The organism is Myxococcus guangdongensis, from assembly GCF_024198255.1.
In the GTDB taxonomy this organism is placed as follows: domain Bacteria; phylum Myxococcota; class Myxococcia; order Myxococcales; family Myxococcaceae; genus Myxococcus; species Myxococcus guangdongensis.
In genome coordinates this window covers 445,069-468,379 of record NZ_JAJVKW010000003.1, presented here as the reverse complement: position 1 = coordinate 468,379, position 23,311 = coordinate 445,069, and the positions used below count along the sequence as shown (strand labels likewise).

19 protein-coding genes are annotated in these 23,311 nt (G+C 71.3%); 17 read left to right on the top strand and 2 right to left on the bottom strand.

Annotated features, from left to right (window positions below; all coding sequences use genetic code 11):
• Positions 1 to 51: 51 nt before the first annotated feature.
• From LXT21_RS11335 to LXT21_RS45350, 11 genes are all read left to right on the top strand, one after another.
• On the top strand, positions 52 to 2,358 hold the full coding sequence (locus LXT21_RS11335; protein WP_254038126.1) for a lamin tail domain-containing protein: 2,307 nt from the start codon (positions 52 to 54) through the stop codon (positions 2,356 to 2,358).
• A gap of 273 nt (positions 2,359 to 2,631) precedes the next feature.
• The gene (locus LXT21_RS11330) at positions 2,632 to 3,495 is read left to right on the top strand and encodes a polymorphic toxin type 50 domain-containing protein (protein WP_254038125.1); all 864 of its coding nucleotides are present in this window, start codon (positions 2,632 to 2,634) and stop codon (positions 3,493 to 3,495) included.
• Entirely contained in the window at positions 3,492 to 3,791 is a 300-nt protein-coding gene (locus LXT21_RS11325) for a hypothetical protein (protein ID WP_254038124.1), read from the top strand. The genes LXT21_RS11330 and LXT21_RS11325 overlap by 4 nt, the downstream gene beginning before the upstream one ends.
• Positions 3,792 to 3,886: 95 nt before the next feature.
• A complete protein-coding gene (locus LXT21_RS11320; protein WP_254038123.1) occupies positions 3,887 to 4,315 on the top strand; it encodes an ADP-ribosylation/crystallin J1 in 429 nt (142 codons plus the stop codon).
• 210 nt (positions 4,316 to 4,525) lie between these two features.
• Positions 4,526 to 5,221 (top strand): RNA polymerase sigma factor, encoded by a 696-nt coding sequence (locus tag LXT21_RS11315; RefSeq protein WP_254038122.1) that lies wholly within the window; start codon positions 4,526 to 4,528, stop codon positions 5,219 to 5,221.
• Positions 5,218 to 5,964, top strand: coding sequence for a hypothetical protein (locus LXT21_RS11310; protein WP_254038121.1), 747 nt, complete (start codon positions 5,218 to 5,220; stop codon positions 5,962 to 5,964). Before LXT21_RS11315 ends, LXT21_RS11310 begins: the two co-directional genes overlap by 4 nt.
• The gene (locus LXT21_RS11305) at positions 5,961 to 7,691 is read left to right on the top strand and encodes a caspase family protein (protein WP_254038120.1); all 1,731 of its coding nucleotides are present in this window, start codon (positions 5,961 to 5,963) and stop codon (positions 7,689 to 7,691) included. Before LXT21_RS11310 ends, LXT21_RS11305 begins: the two co-directional genes overlap by 4 nt.
• 26 nt (positions 7,692 to 7,717) lie before the next feature.
• Positions 7,718 to 9,658 (top strand): DUF7151 family protein, encoded by a 1,941-nt coding sequence (locus tag LXT21_RS11300; RefSeq protein ID WP_254038119.1) that lies wholly within the window; start codon positions 7,718 to 7,720, stop codon positions 9,656 to 9,658.
• The gene (locus LXT21_RS11295; protein ID WP_254038118.1) at positions 9,655 to 11,547 is read left to right on the top strand and encodes a DUF7151 family protein; all 1,893 of its coding nucleotides are present in this window, start codon (positions 9,655 to 9,657) and stop codon (positions 11,545 to 11,547) included. The genes LXT21_RS11300 and LXT21_RS11295 overlap by 4 nt, the downstream gene beginning before the upstream one ends.
• 129 nt (positions 11,548 to 11,676) lie before the next feature.
• Positions 11,677 to 13,338, top strand: coding sequence for an FAD-dependent oxidoreductase (locus tag LXT21_RS11290; RefSeq protein ID WP_254038117.1), 1,662 nt, complete (start codon positions 11,677 to 11,679; stop codon positions 13,336 to 13,338).
• Between the two features lies 1 nt (position 13,339).
• Positions 13,340 to 14,362 (top strand): sensor histidine kinase, encoded by a 1,023-nt coding sequence (locus LXT21_RS45350; RefSeq protein WP_254038116.1) that lies wholly within the window; start codon positions 13,340 to 13,342, stop codon positions 14,360 to 14,362.
• Between the two features lie 3 nt (positions 14,363 to 14,365).
• On the opposite strand, the gene LXT21_RS11280 is transcribed toward LXT21_RS45350, so the two are convergent.
• Complete coding sequence (locus tag LXT21_RS11280) at positions 14,366 to 15,913, bottom strand: ATP-binding protein (protein ID WP_254038115.1); 1,548 nt, start codon at positions 15,911 to 15,913, stop codon at positions 14,366 to 14,368.
• Between the two features lie 229 nt (positions 15,914 to 16,142).
• On the opposite strand from LXT21_RS11280, the gene LXT21_RS11275 reads away from it, so the two are divergent.
• Positions 16,143 to 17,531 carry an ATP-binding protein gene (locus LXT21_RS11275; RefSeq protein WP_254038114.1) on the top strand — a complete coding sequence of 463 codons (1,389 nt, stop codon included), beginning with the start codon at positions 16,143 to 16,145 and terminating at the stop codon, positions 17,529 to 17,531.
• Positions 17,532 to 17,680: 149 nt separating this feature from the next.
• A complete protein-coding gene (locus tag LXT21_RS11270; RefSeq protein WP_254038113.1) occupies positions 17,681 to 18,178 on the top strand; it encodes a hypothetical protein in 498 nt (165 codons plus the stop codon).
• On the opposite strand, the gene LXT21_RS11265 is transcribed toward LXT21_RS11270, so the two are convergent.
• Entirely contained in the window at positions 18,165 to 18,878 is a 714-nt protein-coding gene (locus LXT21_RS11265; RefSeq protein ID WP_254038112.1) for a DUF2238 domain-containing protein, read from the bottom strand. The two genes, LXT21_RS11270 and LXT21_RS11265, sit on opposite strands and share 14 nt — an antisense overlap.
• Positions 18,879 to 19,089: 211 nt before the next feature.
• Here LXT21_RS11265 and LXT21_RS11260 point away from each other — a divergent pair, with 211 nt between their 5' ends.
• From LXT21_RS11260 to LXT21_RS11245, 4 genes are all read left to right on the top strand, one after another.
• Entirely contained in the window at positions 19,090 to 20,112 is a 1,023-nt protein-coding gene (locus LXT21_RS11260) for a Gfo/Idh/MocA family protein (protein ID WP_254038111.1), read from the top strand.
• A 44-nt stretch (positions 20,113 to 20,156) separates the two neighbouring features.
• Positions 20,157 to 20,918, top strand: coding sequence for a VOC family protein (locus tag LXT21_RS11255; protein ID WP_254038110.1), 762 nt, complete (start codon positions 20,157 to 20,159; stop codon positions 20,916 to 20,918).
• Between the two features lie 89 nt (positions 20,919 to 21,007).
• On the top strand, positions 21,008 to 22,576 hold the full coding sequence (locus tag LXT21_RS11250) for an AAA family ATPase (protein ID WP_254038109.1): 1,569 nt from the start codon (positions 21,008 to 21,010) through the stop codon (positions 22,574 to 22,576).
• The gene (locus LXT21_RS11245) at positions 22,573 to 23,286 is read left to right on the top strand and encodes a hypothetical protein (protein ID WP_254038108.1); all 714 of its coding nucleotides are present in this window, start codon (positions 22,573 to 22,575) and stop codon (positions 23,284 to 23,286) included. The genes LXT21_RS11250 and LXT21_RS11245 overlap by 4 nt, the downstream gene beginning before the upstream one ends.
• Positions 23,287 to 23,311: the final 25 nt, after the last annotated feature.

The window sequence follows — 23,311 nt, the reverse complement described above, 5'->3', positions numbered from 1 at the left end:
CATATAGGGGGAACGGCCGAGCCCCCGCCGCTCCTCGGGGAGACCACCTTCATGTCCATCCAACGCGCCGTCGGGATGCTGCTGCTCCTGACCTTCATGAGCGCCTGCTCCGGCGGGGACGACCCGAACCCCGGCAGCGGCCCGAAGCTGCCCAACATCTCCGCGCTGACCGACACCACGGTGGGGGCGGCCTATGACACGCGCATCACCGCGACCGGCGGCGTCGCGCCCCTGCGCTACGCGCTGAAGTCGGAGCCGCCCCCGGGCTTCTCGTTCTATTCGACGGACGGGCGGCTGACGGGCCCGGCGAGCGTCGCGGGCGACTACACGCTCGCGGTCAGTGTGGTGGACGTGGAGAAGGGCGAGGACTCGCGGCCGTACACCCTCAAGGTGTGGCCCGCGCCGGTGATCGCCGACATGGTGCTCGCGACGGGTGTCGCGGGCAGTGGCTACACGCTCTCCATCGGCGTCACGGGTGGGCGTCCCCCGGTGACGTTCTCCGTGACGGAGGGCGCGCCGCCCGAGGGCTTGTCGCTGTCACAGGACGGTGAGCTGACGGGCATCCCGCGGCTCGCGGGCACGACCAGCTTCTCGGTGAAGGTGGTGGACGCCAGCGGCGTGAGCGCACAGGCGCGCTACTCGGTTGAGGTGAAGCCGGGCACGGGCACGCCGGATGGTGGCGGGTCAGACGGTGGGACGGATGGCGGCCCCACGACGAGCTTCCCGCTGGCGGTGGCCAACTGGAACATCGAGTGGTTCGGACACACGGGCATGGGCCCGTCGGACGAGGCGCTCCAGTTGGCCAACGTGAGGACGGTGATTGCCGGCGCGGGCGTGGACGTCTGGGGGCTGGCGGAGGTGGTCGACGCGGCGCACTTCGAGCAGCTCAAGGCCCAGCTGCCCGAGTACGAGGGCTTCCTGGCCAGCGACTCGCTCGTGTCATCCGGTTCCTTCTATTACGACGCGGACGAGCAGAAGGTGGGCATCCTCTACAAGAAGGGCCTGGTGCAGGTGCGCGAGGCGCGCATCGTCCTGGGCTCGAGCGACTACTACTTCGCCGGCCGGCCGCCGCTGCGGGTGGATTTGCGCGTCACCCGCTCCGGCACCAACGTGGACTTGTCGATACTGATGCTGCACATGAAGGCCACCAGCAACGGCACCGAGTCGTCGGACTACGAGCGGCGGCTGGAGGCGGGGCAGCTGCTCAAGAGCTACCTGGACAGCAACCTCCCCACGCAGCGGGTGATGGTGGTGGGCGACTGGAACGACGACGTGGACGTCTCCACCGTCGGCAACCGCGAGACGCCCTACCGCAACTTCGTGGACGACGCGGCCAACTACCGCTTCGTCACCATGGACATGTCCTTGTCCGGCATCGGCTCCACGGTGAGCCGCAACACGTTCATCGACCACCAGCTGGTCAGCAACGAGATGCTGGCGTCCTACGTCCCGGGGTCCGCCGCGGTGCTGCGCCCGAACATCACCCGCTATGGCACCACCACGTCCGACCACTACCCCATCATCAGTCGCTACAACTTCGGGCAGACGACGGCGCGCACGCTGAGGGTCACCGCGCCCAATGGGGGCGAGGTGCTCGCCGCGGGCAGCACGTTCAACATCACCTGGGCGTCCTCCGGCGTGCAGAACGTGCGGCTGCAGTACTCGCTCGACAACGGCGTGGTGTGGAGCGACGTCGCCGCCTCCGTGGCCGCGGCCTCGGGCAGCTTCGCGTGGACGGTGCCCTCGGAGAGCTCCTCCACCGCGCGGGTGCGCATCAACGACGCGGCGGACACCACCCTGGCGGACGTCAGCGACGGCCCCTTCACGCTCAACCGGCCCGTGCCCACGCTGTTCATCAACGAGTACCTGCCTCAACCCCTGCCGCCGAGTGGGAGCAACACCCCGGACTACGACAAGATGTTCGTGGAGGTGCGCAACACCGGCGCCTCCGCGGTGAACCTGGGCGGCTACTCGCTGCACGACGCCGAGTCCCGGCGCGGCGACAAGCCCGCGCGCCACGTCTTCGCCTCGGGGACGATGCTGCAGCCGGGCGCCGTCTACACCGTGTACTCGGGCGCGTCGGCCGTCCCCTCGGGCACGCCCAACACCGCCGCGTCCAACGGGGGTGAGGGGCTGCGCTTCAACCGCGGCAAGAACGAGGGGAGCACGGGCGACTCCGTCTACCTGGTCCGCCCGGACGGCTCCGAGCAGGACCACTCCACCTACGACGACACCTTCCTGGGCGTCTCCTACAACCGCAACCCGGACGGCTCGGGCGCGGGCGAGTGGGTGCGCCACGATTCACTGTCCTCCTCGCTCGCCTCCCCGGGCCGGCGCGTGGACGGCTCGGCCTTCTGAGTCGCACGGAATGACACACAGGCGACGGGCCCTCGAAAGCCCGCCGTCCCTCATCGACAGAGGGGCCCTCGACCTCGTCCGTGCCGCATCGGCGCGGGGTGGGTCGGGGCGCCCCGCTTCAACATCGACCCAGGCGGGTCGCTCCATCACACGATGGAAGTCATTGAATCGAGTCCGCGCAAGTCATTGAATCAACTGGCCTTTCTCCAAACGCAACTCAAGGTCAGGTGTGAGGGATAATCTCCTGAAAGCCAGTCGAGCAGGAGAAGACCGATGTCCCTCCCTCCCTTGTCAGCGCGCCGTCCCGCCGCACCCGTCACCTCGAGAGAGGAGACACCCCGAGAGGAGCCCCGGGCGGAGCCCACCGCGCCGACGCGTGCGCCTGGGGCACAACCTCCCGCGGAGTTTCGCGGCGTCTCCAGCTTCGACCCCGCACCGAGCGGCGTGGGGGAGCGGCGACAGGTCGCGCAGGCGGTGACGGGCACCACGTCGGATGCTCCCACCGGGGCGCCGAGCGCGGGCTCCACCTGGTATCAGCGCGCCGGCACCTGGGCGGCGGACACGGCCCGGGGCTACGCCACGGGCGCCGCGAACCTCGTGCTGGACTCAGCGAGCCTGGTGAACGCCGGCGTCAACCAGGGCCTGGGGGCCGCTGGCATCGACTTCCGCTTCCGCACCGACCTGGCCATCCAGCCCCGCTCGCAGGCGGAGGCCGCCGCGCAGAACGCCGTGAGCCTCTCCTCGATGCTGCTGGGAGGCGTCGGGGCGGCCCGCGCCGTGGCGGGGTCCATCGCCCCGCGCGTGGGTGGCGCCGTGGCGGCCGCGGGCGTCGAGGGTGTGGCCGCGCCCGCCGCGGCGAGGGTGCTGCTGGAGGAGGCCAAGCAGGGCAAGCACATCGTCGGGCACCAGAACTACATCCCGGGCCGCAGCCCCTTCACGCACTCCAATCCGCAGGGCCTGCTGGACCGCTTCTCCGGCCAGGGACAGCCCGTGGGCAACGTCGCGCGGGGTCAGCCGGGCTTCCGGGAGCGGGTGGACTTCGGCGAGGTCATCGGTCAGGTCAACGGCCAGCCGACGACGCGCGGAATCATCCACTACTCGCGTGAGGGCGCGCATATCGTCCCCGCCAATCCATGAGCACACCCAACCGAAGCAGCCTGGTCCACCTGTCGCTGCAGCGGGCGCTGCTGGGAGCCATCCCCTCCCGGCTGCGCGCCGTCACCGTCCGCTTCGAAGACACCAAGCTGCACTTCGAGGCGTTCTACGAGGGCGCGATTCGCGACGAGGACGTCGAGACGATGTCCGAGGTGGAGACCGAGCTCATCGCGGACTTTCCCGATGACCACGAGATTTCCCACGAGTTGATCCGCCTGGACCCCCCGGCCCTGATTCCCAAGGACCGGGCGTGGGTGTACTACCGCCAGGAGTCGTAACCCTCGAGCCCGCGCGGTCAGGGCGTCACGCCAGCCCGCGTCGACGGCACGCCATGCCACCCCGGCGTGGCCCGCCCTTCCTCGAGGAGACGCCCATGCTGGAGACGCTCACGCTGTACCGCCCGGTGGGGCTGAAGGAGGCGCAGCTCGTCTGGGAGCTCGACCGCCGAGGCTTCCCTCCCCGCCTGCCGGACCAGCCCTTCTTCTATCCCGTGATGAGCGCGGACTATGCCCGGCAGATTGCCCGGGACTGGAACGCGCCGGACGCGGGCAGCGGCCACGTGGGCTTCGTCACCGCCTTCGACGTGGACGCGCCCTGGCTCGCCCGCTACCCCGTCCGCACCGTGGGCGCACGGCTCCACCAGGAGCTGTGGGTCCCCGCCGAGGAGCTCGCGGCGTTCAACGACCACATCGTGGGGCCCGTCCGCTTCCTCGAGTGCTGGTTCGGCCCGGACTACCAGGGCCCCGCCATCCCCTGGGTCCCCGCCGAACACCAGCACGTCGTCACCCGCCCGGCGCCCTGACATCAAGGGCGCGGGCCCGTCCAGCCTAGACGTGCCGCCGGGAGTGAAGCCCCCCTCCCGGCAACTATTTCCGACCCGCCACGCAAGGAAATCGCACCCTCTTCGTTGAGGTGGACGACCCATTTCGAGGGCACGCTCCGTATCCTTTTTCGAGGATGACGGCTGGCCGGGCATTGGGCTCGGACTCGGCTCGCGTGGGTCGGAGACACCGTGCTGCCAGGGAATGAACGCTCCGTCCTGGAGTCCTTCCGCCGTGGGGACACCACCGTCCTCACCCAGGTGTACCGCGCCTATTCGCCGGAGGTGCTGCGCTACCTCTCGCGACGCTTCGCGGTGGGCATGGAGGGAGGCGGCAGCCGCACCGTCTCCTTGTCCGCGCTGGACCTGGACGCGGCCCACCAGGAGACGTTCGTGCGCGCGTTCCGCCCCAACATGCGACAGGCCTACGACGGGGTCCGCCCCTACCTGGGCTTCCTGCTGACGGTGGCGCGCTCCACGGCCATCGACCTGATGCGCGCGTCGGGGCGCGTGTCGCGAGAGGCAGTGTCCATGGACGACGCGCCGGAGCTCGGTCAGCTCCCCAACGAGGGGCGGAGTCCCGAGGAGGAGGCGCTGGGCACCGAGGTGCGCACGCTGGTGCGCCGCTTCCTGGAGTCCCAGCCCGAGGAGGTCCGCGCGCTCGCCCAGCTGCGCTTCGTCGACGGGCTGTCCCAGGAGAGCGCCGCCGAACAGCTGAAGCTCACCCGCGGCGAGGTCCGGGTGCGCGAGCGGCGACTGCGCACGCAGTTCATGGAGTACCTGAAGACCTCCGGCTGGTTGGAGACGGCGGCGGAGCCCGGGCGCCTGGAGCTGGGAGTGCTCCTGGCGACCCTCGCCCTGTGCGCCCTCGGGAGCATCCCATCATGAGGTGGTACGAGCGACACATCGACGCGGGGCTGACGCGACAGGCGCTGGGTGAGCTGCCCTCGCCCCAAGCCGCCCGCCTGCTGCGCCATGCGCACCTGTGCCATCGATGTGGCCCGCTCTACGAACGCTGGGCCCGGGCGCAGCGCGCCCTGGAAGGCTCGCTGGACACCCCCTCCTCCGTGGAGCGACACGCCCTGACGGAAGGAGGCCTGGAGGCGGCGCTCGCGGCGGCGGCGCCGCTGGAGGCGCCCGCGCGCTGGCCCTCGCTGACGGCCCTGGGCGGCGCGCTGGCCGCGGTGGTGCTCGCGGTGGTGCTGACGTCACTGCCCCGGGACGAGTTCCGCTCACGGGGCCTGGGCACACCCCCACCCGGCGTCGCGCTGCGCATCTTCTGCGCCACGCCCGGCCAGCCGCTCAAGGAGCTCCACGCGAGCGAGGCCTGCCCCGCTGGCGCCATGCTCGCCTTCGCCGCGGGAGGACAGGCGCCCTACACCCACGTGGCCCTCCAGGTCCGCGGCACCCAGCGCGCGGAGCTGATGGCGGGGCCCTTCGTGCTGACGGGGACCCCGGGGCAGGAGGCGCCGCTGGAGCTGACGGTGCCGTTGCCGGAGACGGTGGGTGAGGCGGAGGTGACCGCGGCGTTCGCCGGCAGCCCGTCCGCGGCCCTGGCGGCCTTGCGTGGCCAGGAGCCGGGGGGGGCAGTGGTGCTCAAGCAGACACTGAGGGTAGAGGAAGGCCCATGAACAAGCTGGGAGTGCTCCTCGGGGTCGCCGCGCTCTTCGCAGCGCGCGACGCCTCGGCGGATGCCCTGGTCCGCCGCGCCCTCGTGATTGCCCACAACGGGAGCGATGACCCGTCGCTGCCCGCGCTGCGCTTCGCCGATGACGACGGCGTGCTGTGGGCGGAGACGCTGCAACGGCTGGGCGTGGAGACGACGCTGCTGGTGGACCCGGACGCGGCGACGCGCGCGGGGGGACGGCCCGTGCTCGCGGGCGCGCGTCCGCCCACGCCCGAGGAGGTGAAGCGCGAGGTGGCCCGGCTGCGCGCCGCCAGCCTCGCCGACGACGAGGCGGGCCGCACCACGGACGTGCTCGTGGTGTACGTGGGCCACGGCAACACGGACGAGGCGGGCCGCGCCTACTTCACGCTGGCCGGAGGCCGGCTGGACAAGTCGAGCCTCTACGCGGACGTGGTGGACCCGCTCGCCGCCGACTACGTGCACCTCATCGTGGACGCGTGCCGCGCCTCGGGCGTCGTCGGCAGCCGCGGCGGCCAGACGGAGGCGGCGGTGCTGGCGGAGCTGCGCGGCATGCTCGCGCGCGAGCAGCTGGCCACGCGCCCCACGGTGGGCGCCGTGTTCGCGGAGAGCGACGACGGCGAGACGCACGAGTGGTCGCGCATCCGCGCCGGCGTCTTCAGCCACGTGGCGCGCTCGGGCCTGCTGGGCGCGGCCGACATCAACGGTGACGGCCAGGTGGAGTACAGCGAGCTGGGCGCCTTCGTGTCCGCGTCGCTGCAGGGCGTGAAGGGCCTGCCCGCGCGCCTGAGCATCCACGCCTTCGCGCCCACCGGCGAGCCGCGCCGTCCGCTCGTCGGAGGCGCGCCCGCGGGACCCAGCCTGGTGTTGAGCTCCACCTTCGGACAGGCGCGTGTGTCCGTGGAGGACGCGGAGGGCCGGCGGCTGGCGGACGTGCGGCGCGCGGAGGACCAGTACGTGATGCTGCGGCTGCCCGAGCGCGACGTGTACTGGCTGCGCACGCCCACCAGCGAGGCGCGCATCACCCTGGCGGAGCTGAGCCAGGGGGTGCTGGACCTGAAGCCGCGCGAGCTGCAGGAGCGTGGCCCCGCCGAGGAGGCCCTGCGCCGGGGCCTGTTCGCGGTGCCGCTCGACAAGAACTTCTATGACCAGTACGTGGCCGCCGCGGGCCTGGTGCCCGTGGACTTCTCCCGGGCCTTCCCGCCCGCCGAGGGTGGCGGCCTCGTGCCCCGCTCGCTCGTGATGGCGGCCCCACACCCGTTCTTCTCCGGCCTGGAGGTGGGGCTGGTGGGCCAGCAGGCGCCGCTGGGCCTGGATGCGTACGCCACCGGCCCCAGCCTGTCGTGGCGCAGCCAGGGCTCGTCGAACTTCTATTACGGCGGGCGCGCCAGCTACACGGTGATGCCCAAGCGCTTCGAGAACGTGCGCACGCACCGCGCCACGGTGATGGCCCTGGTGGGCACGCGGGACGTGCGGCGCACCCCGCTGTTCATCGAGGCCGGGGTCGGCTGGGGCGCGCTGGGCGTGTCGTCGCCGAACAAGCGCATGGGGGACCTCTCGGTCTCCACGAGCCACCTCGCGGCGGGGGCGGCGGGACGCCTTTTGGGCATGAACCTGCGGCTGGCCGCCACGGCCTCCGCGGACCGCGTCACGCTGGATGGCGACGACGCGTGGGACACGATGTTCGGCCTGGAGCTCGCGTTCCGACGCTGAAGCACCGAGCCACCTCAGGGGGCCTCATGATGCGACGTCTGGGAGTGACGCTGCTGAGCCTGCTGCTCGCCGGCTGCGACGGAATCGACCTGTCGCAGCTCACCTGGCGCTACCCACCGGTGACCCGCTTCGACATCGAGCCTCCTGGCAGCCGCTGCCCGTTCGGCGGGGACCGGGTGCTCACCGGCATCGACCACAACGAGGACGGGCTGCTGACGGGCAACGAGGTCGTCTCGGAGCACTACAACTGCGCCGGTGCACCGCTGTCCTGGCTGACGCGCGCACGTCCCGCGGAGCCCACCGACACGTGTCCCCTCGGGGGCGTGAGCACGCGCTCCGGTCTGGACATGAACCGCAACAGCGAGCTGGAGGACGAGGAGGTCACCCACGAGCGGCTCGACTGCGCGGGCGAGTATCCGGTGAACGTCCGGGTGCGGGGAATCGCGCAGGGGCATCCCACGTGCGTCGGCGAGGGCACGCTGGTGGAGGCGGGACCGGACCTGGATGGCGACGGGCAGCTCGGCCCCATCGAGCGCAGGACGGTGGCGGTGCACTGCGGTGAGCCCTCCACGCGAATCCTGGCGCGGCTGGAGCCCGAGCCCGTCGGCGGCCGCTGCGCGGCGGGTGGACACCGGGTGGACTCCGGCACGGACGGGAACGCCGACGGCATCCTCCAGGACACGGAGGTCACCGAGCACCGGCGCGTGTGCCGGGGGCCGCCCGTCCTCGACGGCGACTTCTATCCGACGACCGAGGCGGACTTCGCGCTCCTGAAGACGCTCTTCCGCATCGAGGGCTCACTCATCCTCTTCCGCACGCCGCTGGAGCAGCTCGTGCTGCCCCGGCTGGCGGAGCTCTCCGGCGGGCTGACGGTGAGGGAGAACGCCACGCTGACGCGCCTGGAGCTGGACGCGCTGCGCTTCGTGGGCGACTCGGTGGAAATCTCCATCAACCTGGGGCTCGAGGTGCTGCGCTTCGGCGCGGCGACGCAGCCCGAGCCGGTGTGGATGGAGCGCAGCCTGTCGGTGTGGAACAACCCCCGGCTGGTGAGCCTGGACGGGCTGCGCAGCGTGCGGCCCCGTGAGGACCTCTTCCTCGCCTACAACGACTCGGTGCAGAGCCTCGTCCCGTGGGATTTGGAGAGCCTCCAGGGGTCCCTCGCCGTCAGCTCCAACCAGAGCCTCAGCCGGCTGCCGTTCCAGAACCTCTGGCTCGTGGGTGGCTCGCTGGGCATCCAGACCAACCCTGCGTTGACCACGATGAGCTTCCCGGAGCTGCTGGAGGTGGGGCAGAGCATCGACATCAGCGGCAACGCCTCGCTGAGCCGCCTGACGGGGTTGACCACGCTGCGCAGCGTCCACGACACCTTCTCGGTGAGCAACAACGACGCCCTCCACTCCGTCGACCCGATGCTGGGGCTGCGGAAGGTGGGCGCGCTGATGCTCATGAACAACCCTCGGCTGGAGGCCGCGGACTTCTCCTCCCTCCAGTCCATCGGCAGGCAGTTGGTGGTGTCCAACAACCCGAAGCTCGCGAGGCTGGGGGCCTTCCCGCACCTGGAGTCGCTCGTCGACCTGGAGCTCACGAAGAACGCCCTGCTGTGGGATGTCTCGGGCCTGGAGCACATCCGGAGCCTTCGCTCGCTCGAGGTGCGGGAGAATCCCTCCCTGCAGACGCTGGCGGGCCTGCGCAGGCTCCTGTCCGTGACGGACCTGGACATCCAGGACAACAGCCGGCTGCTGACGTTGGACCTGGACGGGCTGATGGAGGTCACCACCACGCTGACCATCCAGGGCAACCCGACGCTGCCGTCATGTCTGGCGAACCAGCTCGCCGACCGCGCCTTCCTGGGGGAAGCGCGCACGGTCCAGGACAACGACGAGCAGACGCCCTGCTCCTCCCCCCTGCTCCCCGTGGGAGATTCGGTCGCGGCCCACGTGGCCGCCGCTGGAGAAGACGCGCCATGAGGTGGACCTGGCTGGCCCTGCTGCCGCTCGCGGCGGGGTGTGACGCCCTGAGCATCCGCGACTTGATGGACCACCCGCCCGCGCTCAACCGGGAGGTCGTGGAGCTGCCCGGCGCGCGGTGTGAGCTGGGAGGCCGCGACGTGCTCGTGGGCACCGACGACAACCGCAACGGCGTGCTCGACGACGAGGAGGTGACGGGCTCCACGCTCGTCTGCGCCCGCTCCGAGGCCGAGATGCGGGTGGAGCAGCAGCCGGTGCCCCCGGGCGAGCGCTGTCCGGGGGGCGGGCTGGTCACCCGCGCGGGCTACGACTTCAACCAGAACGACACGCTGGACACCGAGGAGGTCGCCCGCGAGGTGTACTCGTGCCGCGACGTCGCCGAGGCCCAGTTGCTCACCCGCACGCGAGCGCCCCCGCCCTCCCCTCGCGTCTGTCTGGCCCCCACCGTGCTCACGCGGGTCGAGGCGGGGCACGACGAGGACGGCGACGGCGTGCTCGGCGACGACGAGGTGCGCACCAGCATGGAGGTCTGCGTGGAAACCTCCCGCCTGCTCGTCACCCGCGCCTGGGAGCCGGCGTGCGCGGCCGGGGGCACCCGCGTCAGCACGGGCACGGACCTGGATGGCGACGGCGTGCTCGACGAGGAAGAGGTGCTCGCCTCGACCCCCATCTGCGACGACCTGAACACGTTCGACGGCACCTTCGTCATCAGAGGACCCGTGGACGTGGCGGTGCTGAAGGGCATCTCCCGCATCCGCGGCGGCCTCGAGGTGCGAACGGGCAACACGCAGGTCTCCGAAATCCGGCTCGCCACGCTGGAGGTCGTCGACGGCGCGCTCTTCGTGCAGGACAACACGTCCCTCACGCGGCTGGAGTTCCCCGGGCTGCGCTTCATCGGCCAGGGGCTGAGCCTGCTCAACAACGTCGCGCTGGAGTCGGTGACGGTGGGGGGCGCGACGGGGCAGTTCTCCTGGGTGGGCGCCAGCCTGGAGGTGGCGCACAACCCCCGACTCCAGACCCTGGACGGGCTCCAGTCGGTGGTGCCACGCAGTGGCGTCGTCCTCGAGGACAACGCGCAACTCTCCCACACGTCCGAGGGCCAGGGGCTGCGCGCCATCCAGACGCTGACGGGCTCGCTGCGCATCAAGGACAACCCCGCGCTGGCGCTCCTGCCGCTGCCCAACCTGACGAGCGTGGCGCAGAGCGTGCTCATCGAGAACAACGCCCGCCTCACCACCCTCGAGGGCACGCGGCTGGAGTTCATCGGCAAGAACCTGGAGGTGACGAACAACCCCGCGCTGCGCACGCTGACGGGGCTGGCGTCGCTGCACACCATCGGCGTGACGCTGGAGGTCCGGCTCAACGCGGCGCTCGTCGACAGCAACGGGCTGGGCGCGCTCGCGCAGGTGGAGAGCATCTTCTTCTCGCGCAACGACGCGCTGGCGTGGTGGGGGAACATGCCCCGACTGCAGAGCATGCGAGGCACCCTCTCGCTGGAGGCCCACGCGCGCCTGGTGGACGTGCGCGGCATGGAGTCCCTGCGGATGCTGTCGTGGCTGAGCCTCTACAACAACCCCGCGCTGACGACGCTGACGGGGCTGGAGGGCGTGGAGCGGTTGACGGGGCTGGCCTCGGAGCAGAACAGCGCGCTGACCAGCCTCGCGGACCTGAAGGGGCTGCGCACCCTCGAGTCGCTGATGCTGCTCGACAACCCCCTCATGTCGGAGCTGGGGCTGCCCGCGGTGCAGCAGGTGTCCCGGTACTTCTCCATCCAGCGCAATCCCCAGCTCCCCTCCTGCCGGGTGAAGGCCTTCGGCGAGCGCGTCTACACCGGCCCGGGGAACGTCTACCTGGTGGCGGGCAACAACGACGCGGCCACCTGCCCCTGAGCGGCGGGGTGCACGGCCCCTCGAACCCCGCCCACTGACGCCCGCCCTCCGAGCACTCCGCGCGTCGCCCGTCCCGTCGCCTGGGGCGCGAAGCCGCCTCGATGCGCTCCTTCCCAGAGGAGCGTGCGCATGGCCAAGCCCGTCATCCTCGCGGTGGACGACGACACGGAAGTGCTTCGCGCGGTGGAGCGCGACTTGCGGCGTCAGTACGGCCGCGAGTACCGGGTGCTCAGCGCGGACCGGGGAGAGTCCGCGCTGGAGACGGTGCGCCAGCTGCGGCTGCGCGGCGACCCGGTGGCGCTCTTCCTCGTGGACCAGCGCATGCCGGGCATGTCGGGCGTGGAGTTCCTGGAGCAGGCGAAGACGATCTACGACGAGGCCCGGCGCGTGCTGCTCACCGCGTACGCGGACACGCAGGCCGCCATCCACGCCATCAACGAGGTGCGGCTGGACCACTACCTGCTCAAGCCGTGGGAGCCACCGGAGGAGCGCCTGTATCCAGTGCTGACGGACCTGCTGGAGGAGTGGTGGGCGCACCACCCGCCCACGTTCGAGGGCCTCCGCGTGCTGGGCAACCGCTGGGCCCCTCGCTCGCATGCGCTGCGCGACTTCCTGGGCAGCAACCAGGTGCCCTACCAGTGGCTCGACGTGGAGGCCAGCGACGAGGGCCGCCTGCTGCTCGCGCAGGCCGGAGGCGCCGCCGTGGAGAAGCTGCCGCTGGTGCTCTTCCCGGACGGCACGCGGTTGATGGGCCCGTCCACGCTGGAGGTCGCCGAGCGCATCGGCCTGAAGGTGCGCGCGACCAAGCCCTTCTACGACCTGGTCATCATCGGCGGAGGCCCCGCGGGGCTGGCGGCCGCGGTGTATGGCGCGTCCGAGGGGCTGGGCACGGTGATGGTGGAGCGCAGCGCGCCGGGAGGACAGGCGGGGACCAGCTCGCGCATCGAGAACTACCTGGGCTTCCCCGCGGGGCTGAGCGGCTCGGACCTGGCGCGGCGCGCGGTGGCGCAGGCGGCGCGGTTCGGGGTGGAGATATTGACGCCGCAGGAGGTGAGCCACCTGCGCGTGGAGGACCCGTACCGCATCGTCACGCTCGCGGACGGCACGGAGCTGAGCTGCCACGCGCTGCTGCTCGCGATGGGTGTGCAGTGGAAGAAGCTCTCCACGCCCGGCATGGAGGCGCTCACCGGGGCGGGCGTCTACTACGGCTCGTCGCGCACGGAGGCGCTGTCGTGCAAGGACGAGGAGGTCTACATCATCGGCGGCGCCAACTCCGCCGGACAGGCCGCGCTCTACTTCGCGCAGTTCGCCCAGCGGGTGACGCTCGTCGTGCGCGGGGACTCGCTGGAGAAGGGCATGTCCCATTACCTCGTCGAGCAGGTGCGCTCGCTGCCCAACGTCACGGTGCTGCTGGACACGGAGGTGACGCGCGTGGAGGGCGGCGCGCATCTGGAGCGCGTCACGCTCGCCACGCGCGGACAGCCCGAGCGCACCGTGCCCGCGAGCACGCTGTTCGTGATGATTGGCGCGGTGCCGAGGACGGAGTGGCTGGACGGGCTGGTGGCGCGTGACGAGCGCGGCTACATCCTCACCGGGCCGGACCTGATGCCGTCCGGGCAGCGGCCCAAGGGGTGGAAGCCAGAGCGGGCGCCCTTCCTGTTGGAGACGAGCGTGCCGGGCATCTTCGCCGCGGGGGACGTGCGCCACGCCTCCATCAAGCGCGTGGCCTCCGGCGTGGGCGAGGGCTCCATCGCCATCTCCTTCATCCATCAGTACCTGAGCGAGGTGTGACGTGTCCGTGGACCCGAAGCAGCCCCAGGAGCGACTGCGGTGCCTGGAGCACACCGTGCTGCGCCAGGAGAAGCTGGCCGCGCTGGGACGACACGCGGCGGGGCTCGCGCACGAGATGAACAACCCGGCCTCCGCGGGCCGACGCGCCACCGAGCAGCTCACCCAGGCCATGGACTCGCAAGAGGACCTGTCGGTGGCGCTCGACCAGTGGCGTCTGACGCAGGCCCAGCGACAGCAGCTGCTGCGCACCTGTCGGCAGAGCCAGGGCCGGGGCGCCACCCGGGACATGGACCCGCTGGCGCGCGGTGACGCCGAGGACGCGCTGGCCACGTGGATGGACGCGAAGGGCGTGGTGAACGCCTGGGATTTGTCGCCCACGTTGTTGGACGCGGGCATCGGTGAGGCGCAGTTGGAGCCGCTCACCCAGGCCCTCCCCGCCGAGGCGATACCGGACGCGCTCGCGTGGTTGGAGGCCCTGGTGCGCACGCGCGCGCTGCTGGCGGAGGTGCGGCAGAGCACCACGCGGCTGGCGGAGCTGGCGGGCGCGGTGAAGTCCTATACCCACGCGGGCAAGGAGCAGCCCGAGCCCGTGGACGTCCACGAGGGGCTGGAGAACACGCTGCTCCTGCTCAACTACAAGCTGAAGCACGGCGTCGAGGTGAAGCGCGAGTACGACCGGAGCCTCCCGCGCGTGCAGGCGCTGCCCGGGATGCTGAACCACGTGTGGACCAACCTGGTCGACAACGCCATCGACGCCATGGGCGGCAAGGGCCACCTCACGGTGCGCACCGCGAAGGACCAAGGCTCCCTCCTCGTCGAGGTGGTGGACGATGGGCCCGGCGTCCCACCGGAGCTGCTGGAGCGCATCTGGGAGCCCTTCTTCACCACCAAGCCCATGGGCCAAGGCACCGGGCTGGGCCTGGACATCATCCGCCGCGTCGTCGTGGACCGGCACCACGGCGACGTGCGCGTGGAGTCGAAGCCGGGCCGCACCGCCTTCCAGATACGACTGCCCCTGAAGTGAGGCTCACGCGCCGCGCAGCTCCTCGGGCTCCGGACGCTGACGCGGCGAGGGCGCGCGAGGCCGCGCGGGCTCGGGGATGAAGGCGCCATCCAGCTCGAAGGGCAGCCGGACCTGGAAGCGCGTCTCGCCGGGGCGCGAGGTGACGATGACCTCGCCCTGGTGGAGCAGCGACACCACGCGGTGGGTGATGCTCAGCCCCAGGCCCGTGCCCTCGCCCACGCCCTTCGTGGTGAAGAACGGGTCGAAGATGCGGGGCAGCACCTCGGGGGGAATCCCGGGCCCGTCGTCCACCACCTCGACCACCACGTGGTCCGTGTCCCGGTGGGTGCGCAGCCACAGCGTGCCGCCACCGTTCTCCTTGATGGCGTCGGTCGCGTTCTCGATGAGGCTGGTCCACACCTGGTTGAGCTCCGTGCCGTACGCGGTGATGGGCGGCAGGCTCCGGTCGTACTCGCGCACCACGTGGACACCGCGCAGCCGGTGGCCCAGCACCGCCAGCGTGCTCTCCAGGCCGTCATGGACGTCCACGCGCTGCAGCGGGGCCTCGTCCAGGTACGTGTACGCGCGGGCCGCGTTCACCAGCGAGGCGATGCGACCTCCGGCCTGCCCCACTTCGTCGAGCAGCACGGAGATGCCCCGCGTCGCGGCCACCCAGCGCAGCGTGCCCTTCAGCACCTCACCCGACAGCGACGCCAGCTCGTGCTCCAGCTTCTCGAGCGACAACCCGGACTCCACCAGGTCCGGCGCCATCACCCAGGCCTCCTCCACGCCGCGCGCGTCCAGCCAGCGCGCGAGCGCGTCCTCCGCGTCGCCCTTGTCCAGCGGGTTGAGCGTCTCCGGTGACACCGAAGCGCGGGCCTCCAGCGCGCGGACCTGGGGCTCGGACAACGTGCGGCAGTCCAGGGACAGGGCCAGCGAGGGCAGCTCGCGCAGACGTTCGCCGAGCGCGCGCACGCCGCGCATGACAGCGGACACGGGGTTGTTCAGCTCATGCGCCAGCCCCGCCGCGAGCGTGCCGAGCGAGGCGAGCTTCTCCTGCTGCAGCGAGATGGACTGGAGCGCCTTCATGCGCTCGGCCATCTTGCTCAGGATGCGCTGGTTGGCCGTGGGACAGTCCGCGAGCATCCGCCAGAAGGACGGGTGCGACAGCCGCAACAGCCGGCAGTGCGTGAGGGCGCGGCTGCTGGCGAGGAAGCACTGGCCGAGCAGGAGCGGCACCTCGCCGAAGAAGTCGCCCGCGCGGAACACGGAGATGAGCGTCTCCACGCCGCCCACCGTCTTGGTGATGCGAATCTCGCCCTCGAGGATGAGGTAGAAGGAAGCGGGCTCTCCCTCGTGGCCCAGCCACTGCTGGGGTTGGAGCTCCAGGTGGGTGGACTCGGCGCGCAGGCGCTCGGCCTCCTCCGCGTCCACTTCTGAGAAGAGGGTGCTGCTGCGCAGCTCCGCGAGGAAGCGCTCCGCCGAGTCTCCGTCCTCCGCGCTCGCCAGGGTGGGACGCGGCACCGGACCCGGGGTGTCGGGGCGCGGTGGGGGAGCGACGTGCGGCTCCATGCGGAAGCTCCTTTTCGACGAGGTTCCCTCGAACAGTGCGCCCCACCCTCCGCGCCCGCCGTCCGCCGCGCTCCGCCGTTCGCCTCCCGGATGGGCCCTCGGGCGGTGCCTGCCTGCCCTGGCCGTGGGTGGGTAGGCGATGCGCGCACCGGGCGTTCGGACGATTCCGGGCCTGGGGTGCAGGTGGAGATGGACACCCTTCCTTCGACCCAGGCAGCATCCGGGCGACATGGGAAGCGAGGACATCGTCACAGCGCTGCGCCGGGTACCGCTGTTCTCCCGGCTGGGCGACGAGCAACTGCACTGGGTGGCCAGCCACGGGCGGCAGCTCCACTTCCCCGCGGGGGCTCGCGTCGCCGCGCAGGGTGACCCGGCGGACGGGCTCTCCGTCATCCTCGAGGGACGCACGGTGTGGTCCCGCCGCGTGGGAGACCAGGACGCCCCCACCGGCGCGCTGGAGGCGGGCGACATCTTCGGGGAGCTCATCCTCTTCCTGAACTCGCCCTACCCCACCACCGGGCACGCGCAGACGGACGTGCGCCTGCTGAGGCTGGAGCCCGCCGCCTTCTGGGAGCTGCTGCGACAGGCGCCCTCCTTGAGCCGGGGGCTGATGGAGGTCGCGGCCCAGCGCACCCAGCCGCAGGAGGTGGTGTCCACGCAGCAGCCGCTGGCGCTGAAGCCGGGGCAGATGGTGGCGGGGCTCGCGCCGGAGCTGGGCAACCCCGCGGCGTCGGCGAACCGGAGCGCGTCGCGGCTGAGGGACACGCTGCGGCTGGTGTCCGCGCGGGCGATGGCGCTCGGGCAGCACGGGCTGTCCTCCGCGCAGCGCGGAGCCCTGTTGGCCCTGCCGCGCGAGGCCGCCGACCGCGCCCGGGCCACGCCGGCGCTGGAGCCGCTCGCCCGGACGCAGCGCGAGGAGGAGATTGGCTCGTGGCTGGAGCTGCGCGGGATGGCGGACGCGTGGGACGTGGCGCCCGCGCTGGTGGCCTCCGGGTTGGATGTGGCCTGGCTGGACTCGGTGGCGCGCCGCGTGGGCGAGGCGCTGCTGCGCGACACGCTGTCCTGGTTGGTGGCCGCGGTGAGCGGCGACGTGCTGCTGGCGGAGGTCGAGCGAGGCAGCGCGCGGGTGCACGCGCTGGTGGAGGGCGTGAAGGCCTACAGCTTCATGGACCGCGCGCAGACCACCGAGGTGGACGTGCACGACGGCCTGGAGAGCGCGCTGTCGGCGCTGCGCCACCGGCTGGAGGGGGACCACGTCCGCATCGAGCGTCAGTTCGCCGCGGACGCGCCGAAGCTCCAGGCGGAGGCCCACGCGCTCGACGAGGTGTGGACGCAGCTGGTGCTCAACGCGCTGGAGGCCCTGGGTGAGCGGGGCGGCACGCTGCGGCTGCGCTCGTGGACGGAGGCGCAGCGGCTGGTGGTGGAGGTGGCGGACGACGGGCCCGGCATTCCGCGGGACTTGATGCCGCGCATCTTCGAGCCCTTCTTCAGCACGAAGCCGAACGCGGCGGGGCTGGGCCTGGACATCAGCCGGCGCATCATCGAGCGACATGGCGGGGACGTGCGCGTGCTCTCCGCGCCAGGACACACGCGGGTGCAGGTGCGGCTGCCGGTGTGAGGGCGGCTGTCATCCGGCGCACGCGCGGAGCATCCACCGGGTGACGGATGCGCCGCGTGAGCGTCGGGCCGTGCACGCAGGCGGAGGCCGGAGGCTGGCTCCGGGCGCGGCGTGGAAGTGGAGTGTCTCCACATCAGGGGGAGCACTCCATGTCCGGCGAAATCCAGGGCGCCTGGTTCAAGGCCATCCTCGGCTCGATGACCGCGGCGGCGTCGCGGTTTCCCACGCATCAGCGCACCATCAACGGCATGCGCGATGACACGTGGTACGCGTGGGAGGACTACGTGCACATCATGCGCGAGCTGCACAAGTCGCTGGGAGACCGGGCGGTGGAGGCCATCGCGCAGCGCTCGGGGATGCGCACGTTACCGTTGGCGCGGGCCAAGGGCTTCGACTCGGTGGAGAAGGTGTTCGGCGACTTCGACTCGGTGCTGCGCTCGCTGGTGAAGGGGCTGCCCTCGACGGACAGCGCGCGCACGGTGGCCTTCATGCCGCTGGCGGCGGAGCTGGAGAGTGGCTCGCGCCTGCCGGCCCCGCTGCTCCTGGGGACGTTCCGGGGCTTCCTGATGGGTTTCGGGAAGATTGTCACCGAGGCGAAGACGACGCCCCGATTGGGGATGCAGCGCTACTCGCTCAAGTGGATGTGATTCGGGCGCGGGTCACCAGGCGCTCCACGCTCTTCAGGTGGGCGCGGCCGAAGAGGAGCATGGCCAGCACGGCGCCGCAGAGGGCGAGGAACATGTCCCACTGCGCATCCCAGATGTCGCCCTGGGTGCCGAGGAACGCGTCGCCGCCGGCCGGGTCCAGCGCGAGCGCGGCCCACCACTCGAGCAGCTCGTAGAAGGCGCTGATGGCCAGCGCCACCGAGCCGGTGAGGAAGTTGAGCCACCCTCCGCGCCGCAGTGGCGTGGAGCGCAGCAGCACCTCGCGGATGATGAACGCGGGGAAGAAGCCCTGCACGAAGTGCCCCAGCCGGTCGTAGGGATTGCGGGACAGCTCCAGCGCGTCGCGGACCCAGTTGCCCAGGGGCGTGAGCGCGTAGGTGTAGTAGCCGCCGTAGGTCAGCACGAGGATGTGCAGGAAGACGCAGACGTAGACCCAGCGCGACATCGGGAAGCGGCGGAACGTGGCGGCCAGCACCCCCATGCCCACGAGGCCCGGCCCCACCTCCAGCAGCCAGTTGAGCTTGCCGGCGGGGCTGAGGAAGAACGTGGCGACGAGGATGGGCGCCAGCACGGCCGCGAGCAGCAATGGGGTGCGCGCTTCGGCACGCGCGCCGCGCACGGGCGGATAGAACGGCGCGACGCTGTCGACGGCGGGAGAATCGAGCGGGACGGCGGGCTGCATGAGGGGCCTTTGCTCGGTCATGTCCGGACTCGGGAAGGACGGGCGCCGCGCAGCATGGCACGGAGACGGAAGCAGCGTCGCCGGGTCGCGCTCGCGCCAGCGCTGGTGGGTTGCACCCGCCGACGACGCGTCACCTGGCACGCAGACACGGGAGGCGCCACCGAGTCACTCGCGAGCCAGCACACCGGAAATCTCTGGCAGGCTGCGCCGCATGACGACGCGCATCGGCATCATCGGCACCCGGTGGGGACTCATGCACGTGGGGGCGTTCCGCGCGGCGGGCGCGCAGGTGGTGGCGCTCTGTGGCCGCTCCCCAGAGTCCACGCGCGCGGTGGCCGAACGTGAGGGAATTCCCTTCGCCACCGCGGAGGTCCATGAACTGTGCGCCGCCGTGGACGCCGTGGTGGTCGCGAGCCCCGATGCACTGCATGCACCGCACCTGCTCGCGGCACTCGAAGCCGGGCGCGCGGTGCTGTGCGAGAAGCCCCTCACACGCACCGTCGAGGATGCTCGGCTCATCGTTCGCCGCGCTCGTGAGCTCTCAAGCCCCAGCGCCGTCAATTTCCCCTACCGCATGCTGCCACCCCTGCGCGCGCTGAAGTCCTGGCTCGAGGGACGCAAGGTGCAGCACCTCGTCGTCACGCTCCGCACCGGCTTCGTCACGCGCCATGAATCCAACCTCGAGGACGCCTCGGGAGACTGGGGCGGCCTGTCCCACGTGCTCGACGCCGCGCTGTGGCTGACGGACGCGACGCCGCTGTGGGTACAGGCGACGCTCTCCGGGCGCCCCATCCACACCGCCGCGCTGCACGTCGGGCTCTCCAATGGCGCGGTGCTCATCCTCACGCACGCCGCCTGTGCTGAGCCAGGAATCCACGGAGGCTGGAGCCTGCTCGGCCAGGACTGGGAGGTCGGCTTCTCCGCGGGCTATGTGCCGTCACGTGAGGGCTGGTGCATCTCCTCCATCCGAGGCTTCGAGCACGGCGGCTGGAGAGACGTCGCCCCCGGCGCCGAGCCCCACCCCGGACAGCTCGAACCCTGGGCCCAGGCCCACGTGGAGACCGCGCGCCGGTTCCTCGGACTGCGAGGTCACTCGCCTCGCGACGGGCTCGCCACCCTCGATGACGGAGCCCTCGTCCAAGAGGTCCTCGCGGCGGCGCTCCGCTCCGACGCCGAGGGCCGTCGCGCCCCGGTGGCACACGAACGAGCTTCCCCTCGCGCCTCGAATGACTAGCCTCGGAAGAGGCCAGCACTCCCATCCACCCGAGGAAACACCCCATGCCATCCATCGACCACCACGCCGCGGGGACGCCCACCTGGGTGGACCTGAGCACGCCCGACCTCGAGGGCGCCCGCCACTTCTACGGCGAGCTCTTCGGCTGGCAGTTCCTCGTTGGCCCGAAGGAGGACTTCCACTACACGATGTGCCAGCTCGGCGGCCGCAACGTCGCGGGCATGAGCTTGAAGGACCCCGCCGCGCCTGGCCGTGCGTACTGGGCGCTCTCCTTCGAGGCCGCGGACACGAAGGCTCTCGCCGCGCGTGTCGTGGAGCTTGGAGGCAGGCTGGTGGTACCTCCCACGGACGCCTCGGGCCTGGGGACGTTCGCGTCCTGCGTGGACCCCACTGGCGCGGGCTTCAATCTCTGGCAATCCGGCAAGCACCCGGGAGCGCAGGTGGTCCGCGAGCCCGGCAGCATGACCTGGCACGAGGTGAACACCCGTGACGGCGTCCGCGCGAAGGACTTCTACGCCGCCCTCTTCGGCCTGGAGCCCCGCAAGCTGGACGGCATGGACTACTGGGCCCTCCACCACGGCGGTACTCCCGTGGCCGGCGTACTCCAGATGGGCCCCATGTGGCCCAAGGACCTCCCGCCCCACTGGATGAACTACTTCGCCGTCGCCGACACCGACGGAGCGGCCGAGCAGGTCAAACGACTGGGCGGCCACGTCCATGTCCCTCCCACGGACTCACCCTTCGGACGCTTCTGCATCGTGACGGACCCCGCCGGGGCGGGCTTCACCCTCACCCGCCCCACGTAACCCGTCGCGTCGAAACCCTGTCGGACGCAAGCCATTGCAGGGGCCCCTCGTTTTCGTCTGGCGAAGGGGCCCACTAGAGTAGCGGGGGAATGTCGTCCCCCGCCCCCGGCAGCGCCAACGCCCACCGTCCCGCCGAGCCGTGGCTCGAGGAGCTCGACATCCTCGTGCGGGCCCGCTACCCGCTGCTCTACCTGGTGTCGTGGGAGGAGCACCGCGTGGACGCCATCCTCGCGGAGCTGGCGCGCGCGCACGGCAAGGCGCTGTTCCAGTGGTCCATCACCAAGGGCCTGCGCGCCTCGGGCACCACGCGCACCGCGCCCCTGCCAGACGACACGCGCAACCCCATCGACGCGATGGCCGCCATCGAGAAGCTGGGCGAGCCCGCGCTGGTGGTCCTCAAGGACTTCCATCCCTACCTGGAAGAGAAGGGCGTCGTGCGCGCCCTGAGGGAGCTGTCACACTTCCTCAAGAGCACCTTCACCACCGTCATCCTCCTGTCGCCCACGCTGCTCATCCCCGTGGAGCTGGAGAAGGAGGTCTCCGTCATCGATGTGCCCATGCCCGGGTACAACGACTTGCTCCAGCTCCTGCGGGAGATCGTCGCGGTGGTGCGCCGCACGAACAAGGCCACCATCGACCTGTCGCGTGAGCACGCCGACCAGCTCATCAAGGCCGCGCTCGGGCTGACGATGTCGGAGGCCGAGAACGCGTTCGCCAAGGCCATCGCGCATGACGGTAAGCTGGGCCCCGAGGACATCAAGCGCATCCAGGACGAGAAGCGTCAGGTGATTCGCAAGAGCGGGCTGCTCGAGTACTACCCGCCCGAGGAGTCCCTGGGGAACGTGGGCGGCCTGGAGTACCTCAAGGCGTGGCTGAGCCAGCGCACCGCGGCCTTCGGCGAGCGGGCCCGACAGTTCGGCCTCCCCGAGCCTCGCGGGTTGCTGCTGCTCGGCGTGCAGGGCTGCGGCAAGAGCCTCACCGCGAAGGCCATCAGCGCGCACTGGAACCTGCCGCTCCTGCGACTGGACATGGGCCGCATCTTCAGCGGACTCATCGGCTCGTCCGAGGAGAACCTGCGCAAGGCCATCCGCGTGGCGGAGGGCGTGGCGCCGGTGGTGCTGTGGGTGGACGAAATCGAGAAGGGGCTGTCGGGCGTGGCCTCGTCGAGCACCGCGGACAGCGGCGTGTCCGCGCGCGTCTTCGGCACGCTGCTCACGTGGCTCCAGGAGAAGACGGCGCCCGTGTTCGTGGTGGCCACCGCCAACCGCATCGAGGGCCTGCCGCCGGAGGTGCTGCGCAAGGGCCGCTTCGACGAGATCTTCTTCATCGACCTGCCCGAGCAGGCCGAGCGAGAGGACATCTTCCGCATCCACCTGCGGCGCCGGAAGCGCGAGCCCTCGAACTTCGACGTGGTGGAGCTGGCCACGCTCACGCAGGGCTTCAGCGGCGCCGAGATCGAGCAGGTGGTGGTGGCGGGCCTGTACGAGGCCTTCGCGGAGAACAGCGAGCTGGCGCAACAGCACCTGGTGCGCACGCTCCGGGACACCTTCCCGCTGTCGGTGACGATGCGGGATGAGATTCGCCGACTGCGCGACTGGGCCAAGGGACGCACGCGGCCGGCCTCTTCCGCGGGCGCACGGGTCGAGAGGGCGCCATGAGTCCCAAGCTGTCGCGCTTCCTGCACCTGGAGAAGGACCGGGGTGAGCGCACCCGGCGCGAGCAGCCCTCCCAGCTCCACGGCGGTGGCCGCCGCTTCGAGGACATCGCCGAGCGCGGCGCGCTGCCCCAGGGTGACGTCCCCGAGGCCCACCTGGAGCGCTTCAAGGCGGAGGCCCCGGTGGTGCTGGAGCCGCGCGCCGCGAGCCTGGAGGAGGCCTGGGACTTCCCACGCTGCGCCGTCTGCGATTCCGACAACGGTCGCTTCGCGAAGCTCTGTCAGCAGTGCGGCGCGGACCTGGGGACGGCGCAGCAGCTGGAGCACCGGGCGAAGCTCGCGGTGGAGCGACGAGAGGCGCGCGTCCGGGAGCAGGGCGAGGAGCGCCAGGGCGCACTCGAGCGATTGGAGCAGGAGCGCCGCGCGGACTCGGAGCGCTATGCGTATCTGCTGGAGAAGCTGCGCGCCGAGGAGCAGTCCTACCGAGGCTGGCGCATCTTCGCGCGGCACTCCACCGTGGGCACGGGGCTGCTGGCGCTCTTGCCCAACACGCTCACGAGGTGCCTCGCGGTGGCGGGCTGGGTCGGCGTGTGCGCGGGCTTGATGCGCTTCGGGACGGGCAACACCCGCGTGGTGGGCGCGTGGCTGCTCATCGTCTTCGTGCTGCTGTTCGTGCCCAGGTCGGCGTTGCGTCACCGTTGGCGCCTGCGCTGAGCGCTCCCGCTTCGAGCCGGAGAAG